At 60.3% G+C, this 26,380-nt stretch carries 24 protein-coding genes; 16 read left to right on the top strand and 8 right to left on the bottom strand.

Translation table 11 applies throughout. The features are described from left to right. Positions 1–202: 202 nt before the first annotated feature. From ACA056_RS16225 to ACA056_RS16215, 3 genes are read left to right on the top strand one after another with little or no spacing between them, the layout of a single operon-like run. Entirely contained in the window at positions 203–1,201 is a 999-nt protein-coding gene (locus tag ACA056_RS16225; protein WP_497266068.1) for a magnesium chelatase ATPase subunit I, read from the top strand. A 2-nt stretch (positions 1,202–1,203) separates the two neighbouring features. Further along, positions 1,204–1,860 (top strand): vWA domain-containing protein, encoded by a 657-nt coding sequence (locus ACA056_RS16220; protein WP_497273546.1) that lies wholly within the window; start codon positions 1,204–1,206, stop codon positions 1,858–1,860. A gap of 25 nt (positions 1,861–1,885) precedes the next feature. After that, on the top strand, positions 1,886–3,532 hold the full coding sequence (locus tag ACA056_RS16215) for a phospholipase D-like domain-containing protein (protein ID WP_497266066.1): 1,647 nt from the start codon (positions 1,886–1,888) through the stop codon (positions 3,530–3,532). 127 nt (positions 3,533–3,659) lie between these two features. Here ACA056_RS16215 and ACA056_RS16210 read toward each other — a convergent pair whose 3' ends face one another. After that, on the bottom strand, positions 3,660–4,886 hold the full coding sequence (locus ACA056_RS16210) for an NADH:flavin oxidoreductase/NADH oxidase family protein (protein WP_497266064.1): 1,227 nt from the start codon (positions 4,884–4,886) through the stop codon (positions 3,660–3,662). 77 nt (positions 4,887–4,963) lie between these two features. On the opposite strand from ACA056_RS16210, the gene ACA056_RS16205 reads away from it, so the two are divergent. Continuing rightward, the gene (locus ACA056_RS16205; RefSeq protein WP_111449822.1) at positions 4,964–5,368 is read left to right on the top strand and encodes a MerR family transcriptional regulator; all 405 of its coding nucleotides are present in this window, start codon (positions 4,964–4,966) and stop codon (positions 5,366–5,368) included. Here the strand turns inward: ACA056_RS16205 and ACA056_RS16200 are convergent. Then, complete coding sequence (locus ACA056_RS16200; RefSeq protein WP_497266061.1) at positions 5,358–6,908, bottom strand: MFS transporter; 1,551 nt, start codon at positions 6,906–6,908, stop codon at positions 5,358–5,360. The genes ACA056_RS16205 and ACA056_RS16200 overlap by 11 nt on opposite strands. 103 nt (positions 6,909–7,011) lie before the next feature. Between ACA056_RS16200 and ACA056_RS16195 the strand changes: the two genes are divergently transcribed. Both ACA056_RS16195 and ACA056_RS16190 read left to right on the top strand, forming a co-directional pair. Continuing rightward, the gene (locus ACA056_RS16195; protein ID WP_497266059.1) at positions 7,012–7,878 is read left to right on the top strand and encodes a LysR family transcriptional regulator; all 867 of its coding nucleotides are present in this window, start codon (positions 7,012–7,014) and stop codon (positions 7,876–7,878) included. Between the two features lie 267 nt (positions 7,879–8,145). Continuing rightward, complete coding sequence (locus ACA056_RS16190) at positions 8,146–9,705, top strand: TerC family protein (RefSeq protein WP_497266057.1); 1,560 nt, start codon at positions 8,146–8,148, stop codon at positions 9,703–9,705. A gap of 68 nt (positions 9,706–9,773) precedes the next feature. Here ACA056_RS16190 and ACA056_RS16185 read toward each other — a convergent pair whose 3' ends face one another. After that, positions 9,774–10,205 carry a thioredoxin family protein gene (locus tag ACA056_RS16185; RefSeq protein WP_497266055.1) on the bottom strand — a complete coding sequence of 144 codons (432 nt, stop codon included), beginning with the start codon at positions 10,203–10,205 and terminating at the stop codon, positions 9,774–9,776. 242 nt (positions 10,206–10,447) lie between these two features. Here ACA056_RS16185 and ACA056_RS16180 point away from each other — a divergent pair, with 242 nt between their 5' ends. The 9 genes from ACA056_RS16180 (at position 10,448) to ACA056_RS16140 (ending at position 17,597) form a co-directional block, all read left to right on the top strand. Beyond that, positions 10,448–10,615 carry a hypothetical protein gene (locus tag ACA056_RS16180; protein ID WP_497266053.1) on the top strand — a complete coding sequence of 56 codons (168 nt, stop codon included), beginning with the start codon at positions 10,448–10,450 and terminating at the stop codon, positions 10,613–10,615. Between the two features lie 340 nt (positions 10,616–10,955). Further along, a complete protein-coding gene (locus ACA056_RS16175) occupies positions 10,956–11,804 on the top strand; it encodes a transporter substrate-binding protein (RefSeq protein ID WP_497266051.1) in 849 nt (282 codons plus the stop codon). Positions 11,805–11,856: 52 nt separating this feature from the next. Next, on the top strand, positions 11,857–12,519 hold the full coding sequence (locus ACA056_RS16170) for an amino acid ABC transporter permease (RefSeq protein WP_008015908.1): 663 nt from the start codon (positions 11,857–11,859) through the stop codon (positions 12,517–12,519). Between the two features lie 9 nt (positions 12,520–12,528). Next, positions 12,529–13,191 carry an amino acid ABC transporter permease gene (locus tag ACA056_RS16165; protein ID WP_253428635.1) on the top strand — a complete coding sequence of 221 codons (663 nt, stop codon included), beginning with the start codon at positions 12,529–12,531 and terminating at the stop codon, positions 13,189–13,191. After that, complete coding sequence (locus ACA056_RS16160) at positions 13,188–13,979, top strand: amino acid ABC transporter ATP-binding protein (RefSeq protein ID WP_497266048.1); 792 nt, start codon at positions 13,188–13,190, stop codon at positions 13,977–13,979. The genes ACA056_RS16165 and ACA056_RS16160 overlap by 4 nt, the downstream gene beginning before the upstream one ends. A gap of 44 nt (positions 13,980–14,023) precedes the next feature. Next, positions 14,024–14,413, top strand: coding sequence for a RidA family protein (locus ACA056_RS16155; RefSeq protein ID WP_497266046.1), 390 nt, complete (start codon positions 14,024–14,026; stop codon positions 14,411–14,413). A gap of 86 nt (positions 14,414–14,499) precedes the next feature. Beyond that, positions 14,500–15,264 (top strand): IclR family transcriptional regulator, encoded by a 765-nt coding sequence (locus ACA056_RS16150; protein WP_033061664.1) that lies wholly within the window; start codon positions 14,500–14,502, stop codon positions 15,262–15,264. 39 nt (positions 15,265–15,303) lie between these two features. Continuing rightward, the gene (locus tag ACA056_RS16145; RefSeq protein WP_497266044.1) at positions 15,304–16,521 is read left to right on the top strand and encodes an amino acid deaminase; all 1,218 of its coding nucleotides are present in this window, start codon (positions 15,304–15,306) and stop codon (positions 16,519–16,521) included. Positions 16,522–16,661: 140 nt separating this feature from the next. Beyond that, positions 16,662–17,597 carry a sugar kinase gene (locus ACA056_RS16140; RefSeq protein WP_497266042.1) on the top strand — a complete coding sequence of 312 codons (936 nt, stop codon included), beginning with the start codon at positions 16,662–16,664 and terminating at the stop codon, positions 17,595–17,597. Between the two features lie 121 nt (positions 17,598–17,718). On the opposite strand, the gene ACA056_RS16135 is transcribed toward ACA056_RS16140, so the two are convergent. Together ACA056_RS16135 and ACA056_RS16130 are read right to left on the bottom strand one after the other, a co-directional pair. Next, positions 17,719–17,994, bottom strand: coding sequence for a peptidylprolyl isomerase (locus ACA056_RS16135; RefSeq protein WP_007898282.1), 276 nt, complete (start codon positions 17,992–17,994; stop codon positions 17,719–17,721). 66 nt (positions 17,995–18,060) lie between these two features. Beyond that, positions 18,061–20,598, bottom strand: a complete 2,538-nt coding sequence (locus tag ACA056_RS16130; protein WP_497266038.1) for a hybrid sensor histidine kinase/response regulator — start codon at positions 20,596–20,598, stop codon at positions 18,061–18,063. Between the two features lie 120 nt (positions 20,599–20,718). Here ACA056_RS16130 and ACA056_RS16125 point away from each other — a divergent pair, with 120 nt between their 5' ends. Then, the gene (locus ACA056_RS16125) at positions 20,719–21,828 is read left to right on the top strand and encodes a PilT/PilU family type 4a pilus ATPase (protein ID WP_497266036.1); all 1,110 of its coding nucleotides are present in this window, start codon (positions 20,719–20,721) and stop codon (positions 21,826–21,828) included. 111 nt (positions 21,829–21,939) lie between these two features. On the opposite strand, the gene ACA056_RS16120 is transcribed toward ACA056_RS16125, so the two are convergent. The 3 genes from ACA056_RS16120 to ACA056_RS16110 form a co-directional block, all read right to left on the bottom strand. Continuing rightward, positions 21,940–23,895 (bottom strand): acetoacetate--CoA ligase, encoded by a 1,956-nt coding sequence (locus tag ACA056_RS16120; protein WP_497266034.1) that lies wholly within the window; start codon positions 23,893–23,895, stop codon positions 21,940–21,942. Positions 23,896–24,060: 165 nt separating this feature from the next. Next, on the bottom strand, positions 24,061–24,834 hold the full coding sequence (hbdH, locus tag ACA056_RS16115; RefSeq protein ID WP_489263237.1) for a 3-hydroxybutyrate dehydrogenase: 774 nt from the start codon (positions 24,832–24,834) through the stop codon (positions 24,061–24,063). A gap of 7 nt (positions 24,835–24,841) precedes the next feature. Next, positions 24,842–26,233 (bottom strand): GntP family permease, encoded by a 1,392-nt coding sequence (locus ACA056_RS16110; RefSeq protein ID WP_497266032.1) that lies wholly within the window; start codon positions 26,231–26,233, stop codon positions 24,842–24,844. Positions 26,234–26,380: the final 147 nt, after the last annotated feature.

The following is a 26,380-nucleotide window of genomic DNA, read 5'->3' as shown; positions in this document are numbered from 1 at the left end:
CCTCTCCCCACGGGGGAGAGGGGGAAAGGGAGCCGATCTTCATCGCTTCCAAAATTTGAGTTCAACCTGAAGGCCCAGGTCGCTGAATTTCTGATAAGCACCTCGGTCAGTCCCCTCTACCCTCTGGGGAGAGGGTTAGGGTGAGGGGCCGATCCCCCTGACACCCCACCACCAAACCAACGACCACGGACCCAGACAAACCATGACCGACACCCCCCATTTCCCCCTATCCGCCGTGGTCGGCGCCGACGATCTGAAGCTCGCCCTCTACCTGACCGCCATCGACCCGAAAATCGGCGGCGTACTCATCGAAGGCCCTCGCGGCATGGCCAAATCGACCCTGGCCCGAGGCCTGGCGGATCTACTGGCCAGCGGCCAATTCGTCACCTTGCCGCTTGGCGCCACCGAAGAACGGCTGGTGGGCACCCTCGACCTGGACGCCGCCCTGAGCGAGGGGCGCGCACAGTTTTCTCCCGGTGTACTGGCCAAGGCCGACGGCGGCGTGCTCTACGTCGATGAGGTCAACCTGCTGCCCGATCACCTGGTGGACCTGCTGCTGGATGTGGCCGCCAGCGGCACCAACCTGATCGAGCGCGACGGCATTTCCCATCGGCATTCGGCGAGGTTCGTCCTGATCGGCACCATGAACCCGGAAGAGGGTGAGTTGCGTCCGCAACTGCTCGACCGTTTTGGCCTGAACGTCGCCCTCAGTGGCCACACTGCACCGACCGAGCGCGGCCAGATCATCCGGCGACGGTTGGATTTCGACAGCGATCCCCACAACTTCTGCGCCGAATGGGAAAGCCAACAGCAGTCGCTGCGCGAACGTTGCCAGAAAGCGCGCAGCGCGCTGGCAAGTATCCCGCTTGACGATCATACGCTGGCGCAGATTACCGAGCGCTGCTTTGCCGCCGGTGTCGATGGCTTGCGGGCCGACCTGGTCTGGTTGCGCGCGGCGCGTGCCCATGCAGCGTGGCGCGGGGCGAGCGCCATCGCCGAGGAAGATATCGACGCGGTCGCCGAGTTTGCCTTGCGCCATCGCCGCCGTGAGCCATCGCCACCGGCACCGCAACAAAGCCAGCCGCCTTCTACTCAACATTCCAACCCGAGCGAAGGCCAGGGCCAATGGGGTGAAATGCCCGCTCAGGCGCTCCCGGTCGGCGCACGACGTGACGTGCCGAGCTGGCCAAAAAAGCCCTAGGCATTCGCCCTCGATCTGACGCGGGGGCGAATGCCAGACCCCGCGCCGGACGACTGGATAACGGCAAACAGGGTAAACGTCACGCGGCGCGCAGCGGCTCGATCAATTGGCCCGGCACCTTGCTGAACGGCCGCCCGCGTCAGCGCTACGATGTCTTGTTTCACTTGCGCACCCGTTCGCCCCACGAGCTGTGGCTGGTGATCGTTGACGCCTCGGCTTCGACTCGTCGACATCAGGCGTTGAGCGATGCCAAGGGCTTGCTGGCGCAACTGTTCGACGATGCCTATCGCCAACGCGCACGCCTGGCGTTGCTCACTGCCAGTGGTCATGTGCCGAAATGGCAAGTGCAAGGGTTGAAAGCCTCCGCGGGTTTGCGCAACTGGCTTGATGGGCTGGGAGCGGGCGGTGGTACGCCGTTGCTGGCGGCGCTGGGTGAGGCGGGGCGGTGGCTGGCGGTAAGGCAGAAGCGTTTTCCGGCGGAACATCAGCGCTTGTTGTTGGTGACCGATGGCCGATTGAAGGACTGGTCGATATTGCCGGCGCTTGATTGTCCGGGGCTGCTGATCGACATCGAACGCGGGCCGATTCGGCTTGGGCGGGCTAAGGTGATGGCTACCGAGTTGCAGGCCGAATATCGACATATCGATGATATGGAGTGAACCGGAAAGATCACAGGAGTGAGTCATGCGCGTTCTAGCCGCCAACCATCAGGACGATTTCCGCGTCAAGGCCTACGCCGGCACCAATGGCGTGCTGTTGGCCATGGACCTGGCCGAACCCCGCCGTAAAGGCCTCTTGGGTTTCGCCATCGAAAAACAGCAAGGCCCCAAGCCCTGGCTGTTCCTGTTCAACAGCCTGACTTTCCCCGGCAAGGTGCATACCTTTCCCCAGTTTCACGCCACTCCAAGCGATATCGCACCATTGCAGAAATTTCGCTGGGCCGATTACGCGGTCAATCCGGGGATGACGATCCATTACCGAATCCACCTGGCTTACGGCAGCGTTGATGCGCCGCAACTGGGTGAATTCCTGGAAGTGACGGTCACCTCCGACAATGGTCAGCCGAATAACCAAAGTGTGATCTTCAATCGCGCAGTGGCCGCCAGCCAGGCGTTCCAGCGCAAGTTTCCCGAACTCGACGCGATGATCAGCGCCAACAAGAACCTGCCCATCGAAGCCTGGCCGGATGTCCCGCGGCAATGGCTGGAAAACGGTCTGCTCGGGCGCTTGCTGGAGTTTATCGAGCGTGCGGTGGATGGCCAGTGGGCGCTGGACATTGCCATCTACGAGTATGAATTGCAGGCCATCGTCGATGCGGTCAATGCCGCGTTCGAGCGTGGGGTAAACGTTCGCGTGCTCTATCACGCCCAGCCGGGCGATGAGGACACCACCATGAACGAGGCCAGCCTGGAAAAAATCCCGGCTGAGAACAAGCGAGGGCGGGTCACCCACAATATCTTCCATAACAAATTCATGGTGCTGAGCCGGCTCGACGCGGCGGGGCAGCGTCAGCCGGAAGCGGTGCTTTGCGGCAGTACCAATTTCACGCCCAACGGCGTTTACCGCCAGGCCAACGTGGTGCATGTGCTGGACGACACGCGCGTCAGCGCCAGCTATCTGCACACCTTCGAGCAGGTCTGGGCTAACCCGGCGGATGTCGGCGACACCCGAAACTGGATCACCCAAAACAATCCGATGGATTCGCTGCAGCCGATGTTCGCCGGTTTCTCACCGCGCTCGGGCAGAGGGGATCTGCAAGCGTTTGTCGAGATCATCAACGCGGCGAAAAAAGACGTGCTGTTCGTCACCGCGTTCGCCTTGCCCGACGACATCCTGAACGCCTTGCTCGGCCTGCCCCACGACGACATTTTGCGTTACGGCCTGCAAAACACCGCCAGCCGTATCACCGGTTTCCACGCCGACCGCACCGCCGAATTCGCCGCTACCGCGCTGCTCAACACCGGGCTGGAAGGCTGGCTCAGGGAGAACATGAAAGGCCAGAAGGGCAACCTGCTGGTGCACACCAAAGCCGTGGTGACGGACTTCACCAGCGATGCGCCGACGATCATCAGCGGCAGCCATAACCTCAGTGCCGCGGCCAGCAATGGCAATGACGAGAACTACCTGATCATTCGCGGTGATACCGATCTGGCAGACCGTTATGGTCTGGAACTGCTGCGGTTCTACGAGCATTACCGCTTTCGCTATTTCGCCAAAAAACTCGCGCTCAAGCAGGTCCATCCGTTGGCGGCGGATGACAGCTGGACCGATGACTATTACCTCGACGGGGATTTACGTCAGCTATCCAGATTGCGTTTTTCCGGACGGTAAGCACGCACTCGCCCCTTTGTGGGAGCGAGCCTGCTCGCGAAGGCGGCCTACCAGTCAACAATGAGGTTGTCTGACACTCCGCCTTCGCGAGCAGGCTCGCTCCCACATTTGATCTTCGACAACGTGATTACTTAATTCCCATCGCCTGCCGGTACTGACGAGTACGTCGGGCGATGTACACGCGGTCGAGAATCAACGCCCAAATCGCCGAAACATCGGGACGGGTCTTGCGCCCACGGCTCAGGCGATTGAGCTGGAATTTCACGACGGCCATGCTCGCCAGTGCCGCCAGGGGTTTGCGCTTCCAGCGAATCGGCGGCAGTTGCGGGTGACTGTTCTGACCTTCGCGCCAGCGTTTGACCAGTTGAGGTTCGATCGCCAGCGCCGTGCCGATCCCGGCCATGGCGATGCCGCTGTCGAGCACCTGTTCGACGATCGCCAGGCGTCGAATCCCGCCGGTCACCATCACTGGCATGTTCGCCACACTGGCCAATTCTCCGGCCATCTCCAGAAAGTACGCTTCACGCGCCAGGGTCCGACCATCCCGGGCCTCGCCTTGCATGGCCGGGGCTTCGTAGCTGCCGCCGGAGAGTTCCAGCAGATCGATCGATTGATCGTTGAGCCACTCGATGACTTGCCGGGCGTCGTCGGCATCGAAACCGCCACGCTGGAAGTCCGCGGAGTTGAGCTTCACCGATACGCAAAACTGCGGCGACACAGATTGGCGCACGGCGCTGACCACCGCCAACAACAAGCGAGCGCGATTTTCCAGAGAGCCACCCCAGCGGTCGGTTCGACGGTTGGTCAGGGGCGAGAGGAACTGGCTGATCAGATAACCGTGCGCGGCATGAATCTGCACCCCGGTGAAACCGGCCTTTTCCGCCAGGGCGGCGCTGGTGGCGAAACGTTGGATGACGTCTTCGATGTCGCGCTCGCTCATGGGCTTGGGCTCGGCAAACATCTTCGAGAACGCACCCAGATCCAGCGCCACAGCGGATGGCGCCAACGCTTGCTGGCCGAGGTTGGCCATGGTCTGACGGCCGGGATGATTGAGCTGCATCCAGAACTGCGCGCCACCGGCCCGGCCAATAGTTGCCCACTGGCGAAAGCGTTCAAGGTGCCGTTCATCTTCCAGCACCACGCCACCGGGACCGGTCATGGCGCGGCGGTCGATCATCACGTTGCCGGTCAGCAACAGGCCGGCTTCGCCTTCGGCCCACGCCTGATACAGCCGGAACAAGGCCTCCGCAGGTGCCTGCCCGCTGTCAGCGAGGTTCTCTTCCATCGCGGCTTTGCCGATGCGGTTGCCGATGGTCTGGCCGTTGGGCAAATTCAATACTTGGAAGGGCGACATGCTTGACTCCTCATCAGTGATGAGTAGAGGCTAAGCTTAAAGTTAACTTTAATGTCAAGCAGGCAAATGAGGCTGAGATGAAGATAGGTGAATTGGCGCAACTGAGCGGGTTGAACGCGTCGCGCATTCGGTTTTACGAGGCTCAGGGTTTGATTCGGCAGGTGGAACGCCGGGCCAACGGTTACCGGCATTATCCCGACCAAGCGTTGCAAACCCTGAAAATCATTCTTTGCGCCCAGCAGGCCGGGTTCAGCCTGGAAGAGTTGAAACAGTTATTGCCGGACAGCGCGACCGGTGAGTTCAAGCAAGACGAATTGCTGGCGGGGCTTACGCGCAAAGTCGAGCAGATTGAAGAGATGCAGCTGCACTTGGCGCAGAGCAAGGCGCAGCTGTTGGAGGTGATCGACAACATTCAGACGCGGCCCGAGGGCATGGGCTGCGAAGCGAATGCCCAGCGGGTATTGGCGTCGTTCAAGCCTTAGCGCCGAGGGCTGCAGCCGAGGGGGCGGGGATCGGATTGCGCATCAGCGCGCCCACCACCAGCGCTCCCAATAGTGCCAATAACCCCGCGACCCACAGCAGCAGACTGAAACCACCGACGAAGGCTTGGCGAGCCAACGGTTCGACCACGGTTCGTGCGGCTTCCGGCAACAGGCCCATCGCGGCCGTCATGTCGCCGGCCACCACCCGCGAGGCGATGCCCTGGGTTTGGCCGAGCCATTGCGCGCCATGCTCCGACAGACTGGTACGCAACAACAATTCGGTATGACTGGACAGCAACGCACCGAACACGCCGATGGCCAGCACGATGGCGCTGAAACGCATGGTGGTGCTCATGCCTGAAGCCATGCCAGTGCGCTCCCGTGGCACGCAGGCCATGATGTTCTTTTGCGTATCGCCGTTGAGCAGCCCGGCACCGGCGCCCGTCACGGCAATCGCCAGGGCGAAGGGCAGGTAACCGCCGCTGTTGACCGCCCAGGCACTGAGCAGATTGCCGCTGCCGACCAGGGTCAAACCGGCGGCCATCAATGTGGCGGGGGCAAACCGGCTCGCCAGACGTACGCCGATGCGCGGGCAAATCAGCATGGTCAGGGCAAACGGCAGCATCCCCAGACCTGAAGCGATGGCCGAGAAACCCAGGCCGTTTTGCAGGTAGAACGGCAGCAGGGTCATCATCACCTGCGCGCAACCGGCGTAGGCAAACATGCCCAATAGCGCACCGATGAAGCGCGGATGCTTGAACAGTTGCAGGTCAACCATCGGCCGCCGCTGCATCCGTTCAATCACCACGAATAGCCCCAGCAACAAGGCACCGCCGATCAGCCGGGCGTAGGTCAGCGGGTTGCTCCAGCCGATCCGGTTCGCCTCGATCAGGCCCCAGATCAGGCACAGCAAACTCGCACTGAACGCCAGGCTGCCCCAGGGATCGAGGCGTGCGGACTGAGTGTCGCGGGACTCCGGCACGGCGCGCCAGACCATCACCATCAGGAATAATCCGACGGGCAGGTTAAGGTAGAAAATCCAGCGCCAGCCCATGTATTCGGTGATCAGCCCGCCGACCGTCGGCGCGGCGGTCATCGCCACCCCCATGCACGCGCCCCAGAACGCCCAGGCCTTGGCCCGCTCCACTTCATCGTGAAAGGTGTGGCCGATGGAGGCGAGGGCCGAAGTCAGCAGCAATGCTGCGCCGACACCCTTGATCGCCCGGGCGATGTCGAGGAACAGCGCATTGGGCGCGGCACCACAACCGATGGACGCGAGGATGAAAATGGCCAATCCGCAGATCAGGGTTTTCTGCCGGCCGAAGCGGTCGGCGATGCTGCCAGCCGGCAACAAAAGAGCGGCGAAGGCCAGCATGTAAGCGCTGACTACCCATTCGATGTCGGCAAAGTTTGCGCCCAGGTCCCGGGCGATCGTAGGCAGCGTCACGGCGACGATGTTGGTGTCGAGAACGATCAGCGAGCAAACGCCTGAGGCTGTGAGTAATGTCAGGCGCGGGCTCACCTTGGGTTTGACGGGCATGGCAACGTTTCTCTACTGTGAAAGTCAGTGCAGCTTATCGCCTGTTGGCGCTTCCCTTGTTAGGCGTGCCTTGTCACTTCATTACCTTTGAGCTAACGCATCCATGGACATACGGCATTTCCGCTATTTTCTGGCCGTTGCCCGGCAAGGCAACTTCACCCGCGCTGCCGAACAACTCGGCATCGCACCGCCGACCTTGACTCGACAGATCCAGGACATGGAGAACGAACTCGGCACGCGATTGTTCGTGCGCCAGACACGTGAAGTCAGCCTGACCGAGGCCGGCGCTGCGCTGTTGATCGAGGCCGAGGCGACGGTGCGGCAATTCGAATACGCTCAGTTCAACGCCCAGCGTGCCGGGCGCGGGGATATTGGCCATATCGAACTGGGTTACGTGGCTTCGGCGGTGTATTCGGGCTTGCTGCAGAAACAGGTGCAAGCCTTCAGCCGCGAGTGTCCTGACGTCAGCCTGAACGTACGGGAAAGTCCCATGGCGTCATTACCGATGATGGTGGTCGAGGGGCGTTTCGATATTGGCTATGTCCGTTCACCCATGACCTTGCCAGACGGCCTGGAAGCCATTCGCCTGGACGCAGAAGGCTTCGTGCTGGCGCTGCCGACCGAGTCCTGGCTGTGCCGACTGCCAGAGATTGGTCCGGAACATTTGCAGAACGAGACGTTCATCCTGCCGGAACAAATCAGCGGCACCTTGCAAGTCGCCGCCGAAGGCGGATTTGCGCCGAAACTGGGGGCGCAACCGGGCGGGCTGGTGGCGGTCATTGCGCTGGTGTCGTTGGGGCAGGGCGTGGCGGTGGTGCCAGAATCGGTGGTCGGGCATGTCAGTCTGCCCGGTGTCTTGTACCGGCCGATCAATGGGTGTGAGGCGAGCTCCTGGTTGTCGTTGATCCATCGGCGATTCGACAAATCACCGGCGGTGGCGAGGTACATCGAGCGGGTCAAAAATCGCTGATTACAGATTTTGTAATGATTTCCAACTGTAGGAAATGTCACTTTTGCCTGTACGCTCCAAGGCCTTTTTCCTTTCAGGACGTGCATGAACACCCTCTCGGAGCCTCCCGGTTATCCTTTCTCCTCGCGCTACTGCGCGGTCTTGATGCACGCGAAACACCCAGTCTTTCGACTTCTGAATACCTTTGACATTGCAGTTCCACGGCCTCCGCGCCGCGCCTTGCCGTGCCCGGCATTCTGAATTCACTGAAGAGATCGAGACGTTTTTATGGAATGGATAGCTGACCCCACCGCGTGGCTGGGCCTGTTGACCTTGATTGTGCTGGAGCTGGTGCTCGGCATCGACAACCTGGTGTTTATCGCAATCCTCGCCGACAAACTGCCGCCCGAGCAGCGCGACCGTGCGCGGATCATCGGTTTGTCCCTGGCATTGCTGATGCGCCTGGGCCTGCTGGCGAGTATTTCGTGGCTGGTGACGCTGACGCAGCCGCTGGTCGAGGTGTTCGACAAGAGCTTCTCCGGCCGCGACCTGATCATGCTGTTCGGTGGTGTGTTCCTGTTGTTCAAGGCCACCATGGAACTGCACGAGCGGCTCGAAGGCCATATCGGCCAGCGCTCGTCCAACGCGGGTTATGCACTGTTCTGGCCGATCGTGGCGCAGATCGTGGTGCTCGATGCGGTGTTCTCTCTGGACGCGGTGATTACCGCTGTGGGCATGGTCGATGAACTGGCGGTGATGATGATCGCCGTGATTATTTCCATCGGCCTGATGATCGTCGCCAGCAAACCGCTGACTCGATTCGTCAACGAACACCCGACGGTAATCATGCTGTGTCTGGGCTTCCTGATGATGATCGGCTTTGCGCTGACCGCTGAAGGCCTGGGTTTCCACATTCCGAAGGGCTACCTGTACGCGGCCATTGGTTTCTCGATCCTGATCGAGATCTTCAACCAGATCGCCCGGGCTCGCCGCAAAAAATCCATGCAGGGCCTGCGACCGATACGTGAGCGCACGGCCCACGCCGTGATGCGTTTGCTCGGTGGCCGCAAACTGGCGGTGGAGGAGGTCGGCGAGGAGATTGCCGACATGCTGGACAACGGTGAAGCACCAAGCGCAGAACTGTTCGACCGTCGCGAGCGAGTGATGATCAGTGGTGTGCTGCAACTCGCCGAGCGACCGATCCGCACCTTGATGACCGTGCGCGCCGATGTCGATCACATCGATCTGTCCGACGATGCCGACGCCATTCGCACGCGCCTGATGCATTCGTCCTATTCGCGCCTGCCGCTGATTCGCAATGGCGCAGTGGATGAGCCGCTGGGCTTCGTGCACAAGAAGGAATTGCTCAAGGAATACCTGGCCGGCAACTCGCCCGGTCTTGAGCAACTGGCGCGCAAGACCATCAACTTGCTGGACAGTTACTCGATCCTCAATGCCCTGGAGCAGATGCGCAAAGCCTCGACGCACATTGCGTTTGTGGTCAATGAATTCGGTGACTTCGTCGGTGTGTTGACCATGACCGACATTCTCGAATCGATCGCCGGCGAGTTGCCCGACGCCAGCGAAATCGAGGGCCCGGATGTGGTCGAGGAGAAGGGCGGATTCATGGTCAGCGGCGCGTTGAACCTGGCGCGCGTGCGACAGCGGACCGGGTTTGCGGCAGAGCCCACCGACGACTATCAGACCCTGGCCGGGCTGGTGGTGAGCGTGCTGGATCGCCTGCCGATGATCGGTGACAGTCATGAGTGGGAAGGCTGGCGGATGACCGTGGTGGCGATTGAAGAGCGGCGGGTGACGCGAGTGTTGCTGGCGCGTATCGGCGGGTAATTTTGCGCCGGATTTGAGGGGCCTTCGCGGGCTTGCTCACGAAAGCGCTCTATCCGGCGACAGACAACTCAAGCCCTGCCCACCTGACGTGCCCGAGGCACAGTGCACAGGGTCCGCAGGGTTTGATGCAACCACGCCAGGTCATGGCTTTGTTTGCGAGCCGCGTGTCTGGGTTTCACCTTGCCGATGTGCCTGGCGAAGTCTTCTTGCAGGGTTTGCTCAGTGCCGATTCCCTTGAGCTTCTTCAGCAACTTCCCATCTTTGTAAAACAGCACGGTGGGTGTGCCGGTGACGTCCGGGTGACGGGGGGATTCGCTGGTATTGAGCATGTAGATGTTCGCGTGATGGCGATATTGTTCGCCAATCTGACGAAAAATCGGCCCGGCCGTTTCGCAGGCGGGGCAGTGTTGATTGCCAAAGTACAGGATCACCGGGCGCCAGGTTTTCAGGGCCTTGCGGTAGACCGGGGCCAGCGCTTTGTGAGCGATTTTCGAGCTCATTGAAATCTCCTTTTCACAACGGCCATTGACGGTCCGTCGACGGTAAAGGAAGGCGCGGGGAAAGGTCTACTGTCAGAAATAACAGGTAGGTAGGTTTTCCTACGTAGACTTGGACACTCCTTACCGTGTTTCAGGACCAACCCGACAGGACACACGGAAAGCCGGAAGCGTGTGGCGTGATACTTTTTGTTCATTCTTCAATGGAGACAGTCATGGACTGTGGGAAAGGAGTATCTGAACAGATGAGTGGGAACTTGGAGCGCAAGATCAATCCGCCAACCGAAGGGCAACAACTGGTAAGTACCGAGCGTCTCCCCATGATGGATCGCCTGGATGATTTGGAGTTACTTACCCTTTGTAAAGAGCGGGAAAACGATCCGATCATAAGGGTTTCAATTGATGACCTATGAGTTGGAGTTCTCTGATAAAGCCTGGAAAGAGCCGATCGCTAATCGACGTTGTTAAGTTTATTTTCCGGCTGCCTTGTCTGATGCAGCGCCGCACCGAATTAGCCCATCAAAACTCCAACTGTGAACCAGGTACCCGCACTTTGTAGCCAACGGTAGCGGTCGTTCACCTGTGCATTTCGTAACGTCGGTGTTGTATTTTTTTCCATCTATTTGATTCAAAACACTTTTCAATCTCCCCAACATTCCGCCCACATCCTGTGGCACACTTTCTGCTGTCTATTCCGTTGTTACATACCTATATCCGGTATAGCGGAATAAACATCACCCTGGAGTGCTTGCCATGCATCGCCGACCTTCCTTGTTTAAAGCGTGTGTTTTTGTTCTCGCGGCTTCGGCTGCTGCCATGGGTGTGGCCCAGGCGGCGGACAGCAAGCTCGATAGCGTGCTGGCCCGCGGGAAACTGATTGTGGGCACGGGCAGTACCAATGCGCCGTGGCACTTCCAGGGAGCGGATGGCAAGTTGCAGGGTTTTGATATCGATATCGCGCGGATGGTGGCCAAGGGGTTGTTCAACGACCCAAGCAAAGTCGAGTTCGTGGTGCAGTCGTCCGATGCGCGGATTCCCAACCTGCTGACGGACAAGGTCGACATGAGTTGCCAGTTCATCACCGTGACTGCCAGCCGTGCTCAGCAGGTGGCGTTCACGCTGCCGTACTACCGCGAAGGCGTCGGCCTGCTGTTGCCGGCCAACAGCAAGTACAAGGAAATCGAAGACCTCAAAGCCGCCGGCGACAGCGTGACCGTGGCGGTGCTGCAGAACGTGTATGCCGAAGAACTGGTGCATCAGGCCTTGCCCAAGGCCAAGGTCGATCAGTACGACAGCGTGGACCTGATGTATCAGGCGGTGAACTCCGGCCGTGCCGACGCCGCTGCGACCGATCAGTCGTCGGTGAAATACCTGATGGTGCAGAACGCCGGCCGCTATCGCAGCCCGGCTTATGCCTGGAGCCCGCAAACCTACGCGTGCGCGGTCAAGCGCGGCGATCAGGACTGGCTGAACTTCGTCAACACCGCATTGCATGAAGCCATGACCGGTGTTGAATTCCCGACCTACGCGGCCTCCTTCAAGCAGTGGTTCGGTGTCGATCTGCCGACTCCAGCCATCGGTTTCCCCGTCGAATTCAAATGATCTCGTGAGAGCGGGGCGGTCATGAATCGCCCCGTTCAAGGTACCGCTGACCATGAACTATCAGTTGAATTTTGCCGCCGTGTGGCGCGATTTCGACACCTTGCTGGCGGGGCTCGGTCTGGGCCTTGAACTGGCGCTGGTGTCGATCGCCATCGGCTGCGTGATCGGCCTGATGATGGCGTTTGCTTTGCTGTCAAAGCACCGTGCGTTGCGGGTGCTGGCGTCGGTGTATGTGACGGTGATCCGTAACACGCCGATTCTGGTGTTGATTCTGTTGATCTACTTCGCCTTGCCGAGCCTGGGGATCCGTCTGGACAAGATCCCGTCCTTCATCATCACGCTGTCGCTGTATGCCGGGGCCTATCTGACCGAAGTGTTCCGCGGTGGTCTGTTGAGCATTCCCAAAGGCCAGCGCGAAGCGGGGTTGGCGATCGGTTTGGGCGAGTGGCAGGTCAAGGCATACGTCACCGTGCCGGTGATGCTGCGCAATGTGCTGCCGGCCTTGTCGAACAACTTCATTTCGCTGTTCAAGGACACCTCGCTGGCCGCGGCGATTGCCGTGCCGGAGCTGACCTATTACGCGCGCAAAATCAATGTCGAGAGCTACCGGGTGATTGAAACCTGGCTGGTGACCACAGCGCTCTATGTGGCGGCCTGTTACCTCATTGCCATGATGCTGCGTTACCTCGAGCAGCGTCTGGCGATTCGCCGATAGGAGGCCCACATGTACGAATCCCCTAGTTGGTTGCATGAGTTATGGGTTGCGCGGGAAGTCCTGTGGCAAGGTTTTTTGACCAGTGTGCAGGTCTCGGCCCTGGCGATTCTGTTGGGCACGATGGTCGGCATCGTCGCCGGTCTGGTGCTGACCTACGGCAAATTCTGGATGCGCGCGCCGTTTCGGTTTTACGTCGACATCATTCGCGGCACGCCCGTGTTTGTCTTGGTGCTCGCTTGCTTCTATATGGCGCCCGCGCTGGGCTGGCAGATCAGTGCCTTTCAGGCGGGTGCGTTGGGGCTGACGCTGTTTTGCGGCTCCCACGTCGCCGAGATCGTGCGTGGCGCGCTGCAAGCGTTGCCCAGTGGTCAGATGGAAGCGAGCAAGGCGATTGGCCTGACGTTCTTTCAGTCTTTGGGCTACGTGTTGTTGCCTCAGGCGTTGCGGCAGATCTTGCCGACCTGGGTCAACTCGTCCACCGAGATCGTCAAGGCTTCGACGCTGTTGTCGGTGATCGGTGTTGCCGAGTTGTTGCTCAGCACACAGCAGATCATCGCCCGGACCTTCATGACCCTCGAGTTTTACCTGTTCGCCGGATTTCTGTTTTTCGTCATCAACTACGCCATCGAATTACTCGGCCGGCACATTGAAAAGCGGGTGGCCTTGCCATGACTCAACCTTCCAACACTCAAAACGGTCAGGCCCTGCTGGACATCCGCGGCCTGCACAAACAATACGGCCAGCTCGAAGTGCTCAAGGGCGTCGACCTGACCATGCAGCGCGGCAACGTCGTGACGCTGATCGGTTCCAGCGGCTCGGGCAAGACCACACTGCTGCGCTGCGTGAACATGCTCGAAGAGTTCCAGGGCGGGCAGATCATGCTCGATGGCGAGTCCATCGGTTATGACGAGGTCAACGGCAAGCGCGTGCGGCACCCGGAAAAAGTCATCGCCCGGCATCGGGCAATGACCGGCATGGCGTTCCAGCAGTTCAACCTGTTTCCGCACCTCACGGCGTTGCAGAACGTCACCCTCGGTTTGCTCAAGGTCAAAAAGCTGCACAAGGATGAAGCGGTGGCCCTGGCGGAAAAATGGCTGGAGCGGGTCGGCTTGCTGGAACGCCGCGATCACTTCCCCGGTCAGTTGTCCGGTGGTCAGCAGCAGCGCGTGGCGATTGCCCGGGCGATTGCGATGAACCCGAGCCTGATGCTGTTCGACGAAGTCACTTCGGCCCTCGATCCGGAACTGGTGGGCGAAGTGCTGAGCGTGATCAAAGGCCTGGCCGAGGACGGCATGACCATGCTGCTGGTGACCCACGAAATGCGCTTCGCTTTCGAGGTCTCGGACAAGATCGTCTTCATGAATCAGGGGCGGATCGAAGAGCAGGGGCCACCCAAGGAACTGTTCGAACGCCCGCAATCACCGCGTCTGGCGGAATTTCTCAAGAACACGCGGTTCTGATTTTTTTCAAAAGCATTTTCACTTTTCAATCAGGAGAAATACTCATGAGCATTACTCGTTACGGCACCGGCAGCACCGCCGGTGGTGGCCAGCCCCGTCCTTTCGCCCGCGCCGTTGAGGCTGATGGCTGGCTGCACGTGTCCGGGCAAGTACCGGCTCTGGATGGCGAAATCATTGTGGGTGGCATCGTCGAACAGACTCACCAGGCCATGAAGAACCTGATCGCGATTCTCGAAGAGGCCGGTTATGGCCTGGAAGACGTGGTGCGCGCTGGTGTGTGGCTGGAAGACCCACGGGATTTCTGGAGTTTCAACAAGGTGTTCTCCGAGTACTTCAAAAGCGAACACGCACCGGCCCGGGCCTGTGTGCAGGCGAACATGATGGTCGATTGCAAGGTCGAGATTGACTGCGTCGCGTACAAGAAAAAGGCCTGACCCTAAGCACTGATCGTTCCCGCGCGGAGCGTGGGAACGATCATTGGCGGTAAACTCCCGGCCACTTTGAATGGGAACCTGAAGACATGACCGAAGACACCATCAAGCGCCGGGCTCGCGGTCTGGACCGGGCGTTCGATATCCTCGATTTCCTCAAGGAAGTCGGCAAACCCCTGCGCCCGAACGAAATCGCCAGCGGCATCGGCAGCCCGAAATCCACGGTCTACGAATTGGTTGCCTCCTTGCTTGAACGGCGGATTCTGGAGGCCGTGGGCAAGGACGGTCATGTCTACCTCGGCCGTCAGCTGTACTTCCTCGGGCAGGCGCATTTGCGCCATTTCGACCTGACCCGCGAGGCCGATCACGCCTTGCAGGAGATCGTCAGCCAGACCCGCGAAACCGCGCAGATGTGCCTGCTCAACGGGCGCAAATACACCGTGGCCTTGATGAAAGAGGGCGAGCGGCATTTTCGCATTTCCTCGGACATCGGCGAGAACGCGCCGATTCCCTGGACCGCTTCCGGACGCCTGCTGCTGGCGCATTTGAGCGACCAGGAAATCGTCGACCTGATCGATCACGACGACTTCATCCTGCCCAACGGCGAGCGCCTGCCGCTGGAGCAGTTTCTCGGTGAAATCCGTCAGGCCGCTATCGATGGCTTCTTCTCTTTCGATAGCGTTGCCGACACTTTTACCCATTGCTTCGCCGCCCCGGTGAAAGACCCGAACGGTGTGGCTATTGCGACCTTGTGCATCGTCGCCCCACGGGCCGATGCCAAGAACAATTACAACGACTACCGCCGGGTGCTGATCGACAGCGCCAACAGCCTGGCCCGTCGCATCAACGAATAACAGCGGCTGCCTGCGGCCGCGAATGTGAGGAGTTCGACCATGTTTTCTGCCAAAAATACTGCCACCGTGGAAAAGGGCTTTGCCCATACAGGCGCCAATCTTGTGCGCGACGTCAGCCTGCCTGCGCTGGTGCTGCATCGCGAAGCCCTGGAGCACAACATTCGCTGGATGCAGACCTTTGTCAGCAACAGCGGTGCCGAACTCGCCCCCCACGGCAAAACCAGCATGACCCCGGCGCTGTTTCGCCGCCAACTGGACGCCGGTGCCTGGGGCATCACCCTGGCCAGCGCCACGCAAACCCGCGCGGCTTACGCCCATGGCGTGCATCGGGTACTGATGGCCAACCAATTGGTCGGTACGCCGAACATGGCGTTGATCGCCGATCTGCTGGCAGACCCTGCTTTCGACTTCCATTGCATGGTCGATCACCTGGACAACGTCGCTGATCTCGGCGCGTATTTCGCCTCCCGCGGTGTGCGCTTGAACGTGATGATCGAGTACGGCGTGGTCGGCGGTCGTTGCGGTTGCCGCACAGAAGACGAAGTGGTCGCGCTGGCCAAAGCCATTGCTGCACAACCGGCCCTGGCGCTGACCGGGATCGAAGGTTACGAAGGGGTGATTCACGGCGATCACGCGGTGAGCGGCATCCGTGCGTTCGCTGATTCTTTGGTGCGCCTGGCCGTTCAATTACAGGACAGCGGCGCGTTCGCCATTCCCAAACCGATCATCACCGCGTCGGGTTCGGCCTGGTACGACCTGATCGCTGAGTCCTTCGAAGCCCAGAACGCCGCTGGGCGTTTCCTCAGCGTGCTGCGTCCCGGCAGCTACGTAGCTCACGACCATGGCATCTATAAAGAAGCGCAATGCTGTGTGCTCGACCGCCGCAGCGACCTGCACGAAGGCCTGCGCCCGGCGCTGGAAGTCTGGGCTCACGTGCAGTCGTTGCCGGAGCCGGGTTTTGCGGTGATCGCCCTGGGTAAACGCGACGTGGCCTACGACGCCGGGTTGCCGGTTCCGCTGTTGCGTTACAAGGCGGGCGTGGTGCCGGCGACGGGCGACGATGTCAGCGCCTGCAAGGTGACGGCGGTGATGGACCAGCATGCGTTCATGACCGTGGCACCGGGGGTTGAGTTGCGAGTGGGGGACATTATTTCCTTTGGCACCTCCCATCCGTGCCTGACGTTCGACAAGTGGCGCATAGGGTGTCTGGTGGATGAACAACTGAATGTTATCGAAACCATGGAAACCTGTTTCTAAGGCTTGAGACCGAGGCGCGGCCTTCGCGAGCAGGCTCGCTCCCACACTGATCTCATGAACAATGAAGATTCAATGTGGGAGCGAGCTTGCTCGCGATTAGGCCCTACCAGACAACATAGAAACACCCGAGACCCACACCAATGAACACCATCAGCACCCTCGGCCCCAACACCCCGCGCATCGCCCTGATCGGCGAATGCATGATCGAGTTGCAGCAACGCGCCGACGGCAGTCTGCAACAGAGTTTCGGTGGCGATACCTTGAACACGGCGGTCTACCTGTCCCGGGAGCTGGGCGAGGGCGGCACGGTGGATTACGTCACCGCCCTGGGCGACGACAGTTTCAGCGATGCCATGTGCCAGAGCTGGGCCGACGAAAGCATCGGGCTCGGTATGGTCCAGCGCTTGCCGGGCCGATTGCCCGGCTTGTATTGCATCCAGACTGACGCTGCCGGCGAACGGCGTTTTCTTTACTGGCGCAATGAAGCGGCCGTCCGCGATTGTTTCACCACTCCGGCCGCCGCGCCGATCCTGGCGGCGCTGCCGGATTACGATGTGCTGTATTTCAGCGGCATCACCCTGGCGGTGCTCGGCGTGCAAGGTCGAGAGAAGTTGCTGGAAACCCTGATCGAAGCCCGGCAGCGGGATGCACGGATCGTGTTCGACAACAACTACCGGCCACGTTTGTGGGCGTCGATCGAGGACGCGCGGGCGGCCTATCGCAGCGTTCTGCCCTATGTCGACCTGGCATTGCTGACTGTCGATGACGATCAGGCGCTTTTTCATTTTTCCGATTGCGCGGCGGTATTTGCTGCTTACGAGCAGATTGGCACGCCCGAGGTGGTACTCAAGCGTGGCGCCGAGGCGTGTCTGATTCGTTGTGATGGCGAGTCGTTTGAAGTGCCGGCGCAGGTGGTCGAGCGAGTGGTGGACACCACGGCGGCGGGGGATTCGTTCAGCGCCGCGTACCTGGCCAGTCGGCTCAAGGGCGGCAGCCCGGTTGAGGCTGCTGAAGCGGGGCATCGCTTGGCGAGTTGGGTGATTCAGGTGCCGGGAGCACTGATCCCAAAGAGTTGATGCAATCTCTGTGGCGAGGGGATTTATCCCCGTTGGGTCGCGCAGCGGCCCCAAAAAATAGGACTGCTGCGCAGTCCAACGGGGATAAATCCCCTCGCCACAGGGCTCTCAGCCAACCACTTCAATCCCGATAAAACACCTGCACCAGGTGATAGCCAAACTTGCTCTTGATCGGCCCGTGCACTACGCGCAGCGGTTTTTTGAAAATCACGGCATCGATGACCCCGACCATCTGCCCGGGCCGCACCTCACCCAGGTCGCCGCCACGCTTGCCGGACGGGCAGGTGGAATACTTCTTGGCCAGCACATCGAAGGCTTCGCCCTTGGCGATGCGTTGTTTGAGCTGTTCGGCTTCTTCCGAGGTTTTCACCAGAATATGGCGGGCTTGAGCTTTCATGGGCAGTACCTTGCAACGGTGGTGGCTATGTTGGTGCCAGCGGGGCGCGCGGGATTATGCCTTAACTCAGTCCGGTTGGCCGATCATCGCGCGAATCTTGTTGGCCAACAGGTCAATGGAAAAGGGCTTGGCGACCATGTCCATGCCTTCCTCCAGGAAACCCTGGCGCTCGGCGGCTTTTTCCGCGTAACCGGTCATGAACAGCACTTTGAGCTCGGGGCGGTGCTGGCGCGCAATCTCCGCCAGTTGCCGACCGTTCATCCCCGGCAGCCCGACATCTGTGACCAACAAGTCGACCCGCAGGTCGGACTCCAGCAGGGGCAGGGCGGTCTTCGCGTCTTCGGCTTCATGGGCGTGGTAACCCAGCTCGTTGAGCAGGTCGAGCACCAGCATGCGCACCGCCGGGTCGTCCTCCACCAACACCACGGTTTCACCGGCAATTGCCGCCGGCGCCTCGCTGGTGACCGGCATCAGGATGTTTTCGGGCTCTGCGGCGTGCAGCCGCGGCAGGTACAGACGAACGCTGGTGCCCTGGCCCGGCAAGCTGAACAGGCTGACATGCCCGCCCGACTGCTGGGCAAATCCATAGATCATCGACAGCCCAAGACCGGTGCCCTGGCCGATGGGTTTGGTGGTGAAGAACGGGTCGAAGGCCTTGGCCAGCACCGACGGTGTCATGCCGGTACCGTTGTCACTGACGGCAATCATCAGATAATCCCCGGCCTTGACCGGTTCCAGGGTGTTGATGTCACTGCTGTCGAGGTAAACGTTGGCGGTTTCGATCCGCAACTCGCCGCCGTCGGGCATGGCGTCCCGGGCGTTGATCACCAGATTGAGCAGGGCGTTTTCCAGCTGGCTGACGTCGGTGCTGACCGGCCAGACGTCATGGGCCAGTTGCAGTTTGAGCTCGATGTGGTCGCCCTTGGTCCGGCTGAGCAGATCCTCCAGAGAGTGGATCAGATCATTGGCGTTCAGCGGCTTGCGGTCCAGTGACTGGCGCCGGGAAAACGCCAGCAGGCGATGGGTCAGGGCGGCGGCGCGGTTGGCCGAGGAGACTGCCGCCTCGGTGAAACGGCCAATCTCGGCGACACGCCCGTCGGCGATGTAGCGCTGCATCAAATCGAGGCTGCCGATGATCCCGGTGAGCATATTGTTGAAGTCATGGGCGATGCCGCCGGTGAGCTGGCCGACCGCTTCCATTTTCTGTGCATGGCGCAACGCCTCTTCGGCGCGCTCGCGTTCGAACATCTCGTTCTGCAGTCGCTGGTTGGCTTCGGCCAGTTGTTGGGTGCGGGCGGCGACTCGTTCCTCAAGGGTCTCGTTGAGGTTGCGCAGGGCTTCTTCGGTCTGTTTGCGCTCGGTTTCATCAATCACAAAGATATAGAAACCATTGACCGCACCATCCGCGCCGTGGCGCGGCAAGTAGTTCATCAGGGCATGGCGGATGCTGCCGTCACGGTGCGGGGTGCGGATGCTGAAACAACAAGGCTTGCCGGACAGCGCCTGGGCGATGTGTTCGGCGCGCAAGGCATAGGCTTCTTCACCCAGTACTTCACGGATGGTTTTGCCAAAGAGCTCCTGAGGCGTGAGCCCGTACCAGTCAAGGTAGGCGGCATTGTTCAGGCGAAAGCGTTCCTCGCGGTCTACGTAGCTGATCAGGATCGGCATGGCGTTGATGATCAGTTGCAGCTCGGTCTGACTTTGCCGCAATGCTTGTTCTGTGTGTTTACGTTCGGTCAGGTCCAGGGCAGCACCGAGGAAGCGAATCGGCCGGCCATGGTGGTCCTTGTAGCAACGACCCCGGGCAAACACCCAACGCAGCTGACCGTCGGGTTGCAGCAGGCGATACTCCTCGGCGTACTCGGTGCCCTGGGAGATGGAGTGCTTGATGCTGCGGGCAACCATGGCGCGGTCTTCCGGGTGCACCCCCTGGAGGTAGGCGCTGATCGGCAACTGGCTGGCGAGCAGCGGGTCGATACCGTGTAACTGGGCGAAGTGGGTGTCGGCAATGAAGCGGTCTTCGCTGATGTCCCAGTCCCAGGTACCGACGGCGTCGGTGGCCGCGAGGGCCAGTTGCAGGCGCTCCTCGGTTTCGTGCTGGGCCTTGAGGCTGGCAGCCGAACGCTGCTCGAGTTCGAGGGCGATGCGTCGGCGTTCGTTGGTTTCGATGGCGGTGACCAGAATCCCGGCGACCTGGGCGCTTTCATCGCGGATGGGGCTGTAGGTCAGGTCCAGCCAGAAGTCGGAATCATGGCCATCGCGCTGTAAGTTGAAGCGCTGTTCGCTGTAGGTCCGCACCTGTCCTTGTAGGACGGCGCTGTAAATGGGGTCGGTAAAGTCTTTTAACTCTGGCCAGATCAGGTGTGTCGGCTGTCCGAATGCGTGTGGATGCTTGCTGCCGGCCAGCAGGGCGAAACCGTCGTTGTAGATCTGCGTGAGTTGCGGGCCCCACAGCAACAGCATGGGCATCGGCGAATGAATCACGATATCCACGGCGGTTCGCAGGCTTTGCGGCCAGGTACTGGCAGCGCCCAGCGGGCTGCGTCTCCAGTCCAGTCGGGCAATCAAGGCCTGGGCATCGCTGCCGGTCGGTGATGCGTTCATCAAGATGTCCTGCACTTAAGTCGGTGTGGCGGTGTCAACTATCCTTGTACCGCAGTAGACGCTGGATGACCCAATTTGGGTCATTTTTATTCATTGAATGCTTCGCGGGTGCTTTTTGCCATGGAAATCGATGCACTGTTAAGGCTCCTGGCCAGCCAGAATGGCTCCGATCTTTATCTGTCTACCGGTGCGCCACCCAGCGCACGGTTCGAGGGTGTGCTCAAACCCTTGGCCGATCAGCCGTTCAAGCCGGGAGAAATAGCGGCCATTGCCGAGTCCATCATGGACGCCGAACAGCGTCTGGAGTTCGATCGGGAGCTGGAGATGAATCTGGCGATTTCTTTGACCGGTATCGGGCGCTTTCGAGTGAATATCTTCAAACAACGCAACGATGTATCGATCGTGGCGCGCAACATCAAACTCGACATTCCGCGTTTCGAAGACCTCAAGCTGCCGCCGGTGCTGCTCGAAACGGTGATGCTCAAACAAGGATTGATGCTGTTCGTCGGCGCTACTGACTCGGGCAAGTCAACTTCGCTGGCCGCGTTGATCGACTACCGCAATCGCCACAGCAGTGGCCACATCATCACCATCGAAGACCCGGTCGAGTACATCCATCGGCACAAGAAGTCGATCATCAATCAGCGCGAGGTCGGCGTCGATACCCGTAGTTTTCACGCCGCATTGAAAAATACCCTGCGCCAGGCACCGGACGTCGTGCTGATCGGCGAAATCCGTGACCGCGAGACGATGGAGCATGCGCTGGCGTTTGCCGATACCGGTCATCTGGTTATCTCCACCCTGCATGCCCACAACGCCCATCAGGCGCTGGACCGGATCATCAACTTCTTCCCCGAAGAACGCCGGACGCAGCTGCTTCATGATCTGGGCAACAACCTGAAAGCGTTCGTGTCCCAGCGGTTGGTGCACACCCGGGACGGTCAGCGACGGGCGGCGGTGGAAGTGATGATCGGCACGCCGACCATCGGCGACCTGATCCGGCGCAATGAGCTTTCAGAACTCAAGGGGATCATGGAGAAGTCTGTGGAACTGGGGATGCAGACGTTTGACTGTGCGCTATTCGAGTTGGTCGTCGAGGGGGCGATCAATGAGGAAGAAGCGCTCAAACATGCGGATTCGGTGAACAATTTGCGCCTGCGGCTGAAGCTGCACGCCGAAGCATCATCGAGCCCCCATGCGCCGCCGGGCGAATGGGGATTAATGGACTGACATAAATCCAATGTGGGAGCGGGCTTGCTCGCGAAGGCGGTGTGTCAGTCGACATTGATATTGACTGACCCGACGCCTTCGCGAGCAAGCCCGCTCCCACAGTGGATTTTTTCAGTCCATGAGTTCCGGGCGGTCGCGAAATTGCTCCAACGCCTCGGGATTGGCCAACGCATCGGTATTCTTCACTTTCTGCCCGTGCACCACATTTCGCACGGCCAACTCGACAACCTTGCCACTGATCGTCCGTGGAATGTCCGTCACCGCGACAATCTTCGCCGGCACATGCCGTGGTGTGGTGTTGGCGCGGATGACCTGGCGGATCTGCTGTTCCAGCCCCTCGTCCAGTTCGACACCCTCGTGCAACCGTACGAACAGCACCACCCGCACGTCCTCCTGCCATTGTTGACCGATGGCCACGCTGTCCAGCACTTGTGGGACTTTCTCCACCTGACGGTAGATTTCCGCAGTGCCGATGCGCACGCCGCCGGGGTTGAGTACGGCGTCGGAGCGTCCGTGGATCATCATCGCGCCATGGGGCAATTGTTCCGCGTAATCGCCTTGGGCCCAGACCCCGGGGAACTGACTGAAATACGAGGCGCGAAGTTTTTCCTGTTGAGGGTCATTCCAAAAACCGATGGGGATTGCCGGGAAGTGCCGGGTGCACACCAGCTCACCTTTTTCGCCGATCACCGGTTGGCCGTCGTCGTTCCAGACTTCCACCGCCATGCCCAGGCTTTTGCCTTGTATCTCGCCACGGCGTACCGGTTGCAGCGGATTGCTGTTCACAAAACACGAAACGATGTCGGTGCCGCCGGACATCGAGGCCAGGCACAGATCAGGCTTGAGGTCGCGGTAGACGTAGTCGTAACTCTGCGGTGACAACGCGGAACCGGTGCAGAGCAAGGTTTTGAGGCTGCTCAGGTCATGGCTTTCGCGAGGTTTGATGCCGCTGCTTTCCAGGGTCGCGAGGTACTTGGGGCTGGTGCCGAAGACACTGATGCGTTCGTCGTCGATCAGGTCGATCAGACGCTCGGGGGCGGGATGAAACGGCGAGCCGTCGTACAGCACCACCGCGCTATCCACGGCCAGCGCCGAGACCAGCCAGTTCCACATCATCCAGCCGCACGTCGTGTAGTAGAACAAACGGTCGCCGGGGCCGAGATCGCAATGCAGGCCATGTTCCTTGACGTGTTGCAGCAACACCCCGCCAGTGCTGTGAATGATGCATTTCGGCACGCCGGTGGTGCCGCTGGAATAGAGGATGTACAGCGGATGCGCGAAGGGCACGGAAACAAAATCCGGTTCGCCGCCAGCGTCGTAGAAATCATCCCAGAGCGTCACGTTGGCCCGAGTGTGGAAGTGTTCGATGTGCGCTTGCGGACGGGCGTAAGGCACAACAATCAACTGCTGCAAGGACGGCAAGCGTTCGAGGATTTCATTGACCTTGGCGGTCTGGTCGATCTCTTTGCCGGCATAGCGGTAACCGGCGCAGGTGATCAGCACCTTGGGCTCGATCTGGCCGAAGCGATCGATTACGCCTTGGGTGCCAAAGTCCGGTGAGGAGCAGGACCAGATCGCTCCCAAACTGGTGGTGCCGAGCATCGCCACGAGGGTTTGCCAGGTATTGGGCATGCACGCCGCGACGCGGTCACCGAGGCCGACACCGACGGCTTTCAAGCTGTTCTGAAACCCGGCGACATGCTCGGCCAGTTCCGCCCAGGTCAGGTGTTCACGCTGGCCGTTCTCGCCGATGGCAATGACCGCCACGGCATCGTCGCGACGGCGCATCAGGTGTTCGGCGAAGTTCAGGGTGGCGCCGGGGAACCATTGGGCGCTGGGCATTTGTGGGCCTTCCACCAGCACAGCGTCCGGTTGATCGTGGAAGCGGATGTCGAAGAAGTCGACGATGGCCTGCCAGAACGCTTCACGCTGATCGATGGACCATTGGTGCAGGGCAGGGTAGTCGTCGACGTGGAGGTTGTGTCGCTGATTGATGAAGCGCCGAAAGGCCTCCATGCGGGTCTTGCCGATGCGCTTGGCGCTGGGTTGCCAGAGGATGTCGGACATGGCTTGCCTCTTCTTTCTTATGTGTACTCACACTGGCTTTTGTGGCGAGGGGGCTTGCCCCCGTTCGGCTGCGCAGCAGTCGTAAAATGGTTGGCGCCACTATTTTCAGGACGGCTTCGCCGCACAACGGGGGCAAGCCCCCTCACCACAAGTGTCTGCTGGTGATTATTGCGCCAACCACCCTCCATCAATATTCCACGCCGCGCCACGCACCTGGCTACCAGCCTCACTGCACAAAAACAGCACCAGTTCGCCCAATTGTGGCGGCGTCACAAACTCCAGGGAAGGCTGCTTCTCGGCCAGCAAATCATGTTGCGCCTGTTGCGGGTCGATCCCTTTGGCGATGCGGTCATCAATCTGCTTCTGCACCAGTGGCGTCAACACCCAGCCCGGGCAGATGGCGTTGCAGGTGACGTTTGTGGTCGCCGTTTCCAGCCCCACCACCTTGGTCAAACCGATGACCCCATGCTTGGCCGCCACGTAAGCCGCCTTGCCCACGGACCCGACCTGACCGTGCACCGAAGCGATGTTGATGATCCGTCCCCAGCCCTTGGCGCGCATGCCAGGCAGGCTCAAACGGGTGCTGTGAAACACCGACGACAGGTTGATCGCAATGATCGAATCCCAACGTTCCACCGGGAATTCTTCCACCGGCGCCACATGCTGGATACCGGCGTTGTTGACCAGGATGTCCACGCCGCCGAACTCGCGCTCGGCGTAAGCGATCATGTCGGCGATCTGTTCAGGGTTGCTCACGTCGGCCGGGTGATGGCCAACCTTGCCACCGAATTGCTCGACCTCGGCAATCACTTTGGACGCATCACCGAAACCGTTGAGGATCAGATTGGCGCCAGCCTTGGCCAGGCTGAGGGCGATGCCCAGGCCAATGCCGCTGGTGGAACCGGTGACCAGTGCGGTCTTGCCCGAAAGAGTCGTCATGTATACCTCACACAATGCCAGTGGCGTAGAAAGTACCGATCACCACAAAAACCGCCAGGGTCTTGATCAGCGTAATACAGAAAATGTCTTTGTAGGCTTCGCGGTGGGTCAGGCCGGTCACCGCCAGCAAGGTAATCACCGCGCCGTTGTGCGGCAGGGTGTCCATGCCGCCACTGGCCATTGCGGCAACGCGGTGCAGCACTTCCAGCGGAATGTCTGCCGCATGGGCCGCGGCGATGAAGTCATTGGCCATGGCGGCCAGCGCGATACTCATACCGCCCGATGCGGAACCGGTGATGCCGGCCAGCAGGGTCACGGTAATCGCTTCGTTGACCAGCGGATTGGGGATGCTCTTGAGCCAGTCGGCCAATACCAGGAAGCCCGGCAAGGAGGCGATCACCGCACCAAAGCCATACTCCGACGCGGTGTTCATCGCCGCCAACAGCGAACCGCTGACCGCGCTTCGACTGCCTTCGGCCAACTTGCCGCGAATCGCCTGGAAGCCGAACACCAGCACCATGATGATGCCGACCAGCAAGGCTGCCTGAACGGCCCAGATCGCCGTGAGCTTGGCGATTTCAGTGGTCACTGGTGCGGCCATGCCCGGCAGCGCGAGGCTGTGGGTCTTGCCGTACCACTGTGGAATCCACTGGGTGAACAGCAGGTTCATGATGCCGACGGCCAACAGCGGCGACACGGCGATCCACGGATTGGGCAGTTTGATGTCGGCCGCGGTTTCCGGCTCGTTGCGCAGATCGGTGCCATACCCTTCACCGGCGCGCTGAGCCTTGTTGCGTTGGCGCTGGAGGAACAGCATGCCGGCGCAGACCACGAAGATCGCGCCGATCAGGCCCAGCCAAGGCGCGGCCCAGGCGGTGGTGTTGAAGAAGGTGCTGGGGATGATGTTCTGGATTTGCGGGGTGCCGGGCAGGGCGTCCATGGTGAACGAGAATGCACCGAGGGCGATGGTCGCCGGGATGAGTCGCTTGGGAATATTGCTCTGGCGGAACATTTCAGCAGCAAACGGGTAGACCGCGAACACCACCACGAACAGCGACACGCCGCCGTAAGTCAGCAGGGCGCAGACCAGCACGATCACCAGCATCGCCTGACTCGTGCCGAGCAGGCGAATCGCCGCGGCGACGATGGAGCGCGAAAAGCCCGACAGCTCGATCAGCTTGCCGAACACTGCGCCAAGCAGGAATACCGGGAAATACAGTTTGATGAAACCGACCATTTTCTCCATGAACACCCCGGTGAAGGCGGGGGCGACGGCGGAAGGGTCAGTGAGCAGAACGGCGCCGAGGGCGGCAATCGGGGCAAAGAGGATAACGCTGTAGCCACGGTAAGCCGCGAGCATTAGCAGCGTGAGGGCTGCCAAGGCAATGATCACACTCATGGTGTGTCTCCTGGATTGTTATTTTTGTGTTGTGAATCTTTGTGGGAGAGGGCTATAGCGAGTTTCGTGCCAGTCGTTCAACATATTGAAATATAAGGATATTTTTTTATTGGTGAAGCGATTTTCAGTTATCTGTCTCTGATTTGA

This window comes from Pseudomonas sp. LBUM1666 (genome assembly GCF_059695775.1).
The sequence above is the reverse complement of the archived record's forward strand: the minus strand, read 5'-3'. Positions and strand labels throughout refer to the sequence as shown.

Excerpts from the sequence above, each read along its gene's own strand:
- ACA056_RS16225 (WP_497266068.1), top strand. The coding sequence starts at position 203 with ATGACCGACACCCCCCATTTCCCCCTATCCGCCGTGGTCGGCGCCGAC.
- ACA056_RS16215 (WP_497266066.1), top strand. The coding sequence starts at position 1,886 with ATGCGCGTTCTAGCCGCCAACCATCAGGACGATTTCCGCGTCAAGGCC.
- ACA056_RS16210 (WP_497266064.1), bottom strand. The coding sequence starts at position 4,886 with ATGTCGCCCTTCCAAGTATTGAATTTGCCCAACGGCCAGACCATCGGC.
- ACA056_RS16205 (WP_111449822.1), top strand. The coding sequence starts at position 4,964 with ATGAAGATAGGTGAATTGGCGCAACTGAGCGGGTTGAACGCGTCGCGC.
- ACA056_RS16200 (WP_497266061.1), bottom strand. The coding sequence starts at position 6,908 with ATGCCCGTCAAACCCAAGGTGAGCCCGCGCCTGACATTACTCACAGCC.
- ACA056_RS16195 (WP_497266059.1), top strand. The coding sequence starts at position 7,012 with ATGGACATACGGCATTTCCGCTATTTTCTGGCCGTTGCCCGGCAAGGC.
- ACA056_RS16190 (WP_497266057.1), top strand. The coding sequence starts at position 8,146 with ATGGAATGGATAGCTGACCCCACCGCGTGGCTGGGCCTGTTGACCTTG.
- ACA056_RS16185 (WP_497266055.1), bottom strand. The coding sequence starts at position 10,205 with ATGAGCTCGAAAATCGCTCACAAAGCGCTGGCCCCGGTCTACCGCAAG.
- ACA056_RS16180 (WP_497266053.1), top strand. The coding sequence starts at position 10,448 with ATGAGTGGGAACTTGGAGCGCAAGATCAATCCGCCAACCGAAGGGCAA.
- ACA056_RS16175 (WP_497266051.1), top strand. The coding sequence starts at position 10,956 with ATGCATCGCCGACCTTCCTTGTTTAAAGCGTGTGTTTTTGTTCTCGCG.
- ACA056_RS16170 (WP_008015908.1), top strand. The coding sequence starts at position 11,857 with ATGAACTATCAGTTGAATTTTGCCGCCGTGTGGCGCGATTTCGACACC.
- ACA056_RS16165 (WP_253428635.1), top strand. The coding sequence starts at position 12,529 with ATGTACGAATCCCCTAGTTGGTTGCATGAGTTATGGGTTGCGCGGGAA.
- ACA056_RS16160 (WP_497266048.1), top strand. The coding sequence starts at position 13,188 with ATGACTCAACCTTCCAACACTCAAAACGGTCAGGCCCTGCTGGACATC.
- ACA056_RS16155 (WP_497266046.1), top strand. The coding sequence starts at position 14,024 with ATGAGCATTACTCGTTACGGCACCGGCAGCACCGCCGGTGGTGGCCAG.
- ACA056_RS16150 (WP_033061664.1), top strand. The coding sequence starts at position 14,500 with ATGACCGAAGACACCATCAAGCGCCGGGCTCGCGGTCTGGACCGGGCG.
- ACA056_RS16145 (WP_497266044.1), top strand. The coding sequence starts at position 15,304 with ATGTTTTCTGCCAAAAATACTGCCACCGTGGAAAAGGGCTTTGCCCAT.
- ACA056_RS16140 (WP_497266042.1), top strand. The coding sequence starts at position 16,662 with ATGAACACCATCAGCACCCTCGGCCCCAACACCCCGCGCATCGCCCTG.
- ACA056_RS16135 (WP_007898282.1), bottom strand. The coding sequence starts at position 17,994 with ATGAAAGCTCAAGCCCGCCATATTCTGGTGAAAACCTCGGAAGAAGCC.
- ACA056_RS16130 (WP_497266038.1), bottom strand. The coding sequence starts at position 20,598 with ATGAACGCATCACCGACCGGCAGCGATGCCCAGGCCTTGATTGCCCGA.
- ACA056_RS16125 (WP_497266036.1), top strand. The coding sequence starts at position 20,719 with ATGGAAATCGATGCACTGTTAAGGCTCCTGGCCAGCCAGAATGGCTCC.
- ACA056_RS16120 (WP_497266034.1), bottom strand. The coding sequence starts at position 23,895 with ATGTCCGACATCCTCTGGCAACCCAGCGCCAAGCGCATCGGCAAGACC.
- hbdH (WP_489263237.1), bottom strand. The coding sequence starts at position 24,834 with ATGACGACTCTTTCGGGCAAGACCGCACTGGTCACCGGTTCCACCAGC.
- ACA056_RS16110 (WP_497266032.1), bottom strand. The coding sequence starts at position 26,233 with ATGAGTGTGATCATTGCCTTGGCAGCCCTCACGCTGCTAATGCTCGCG.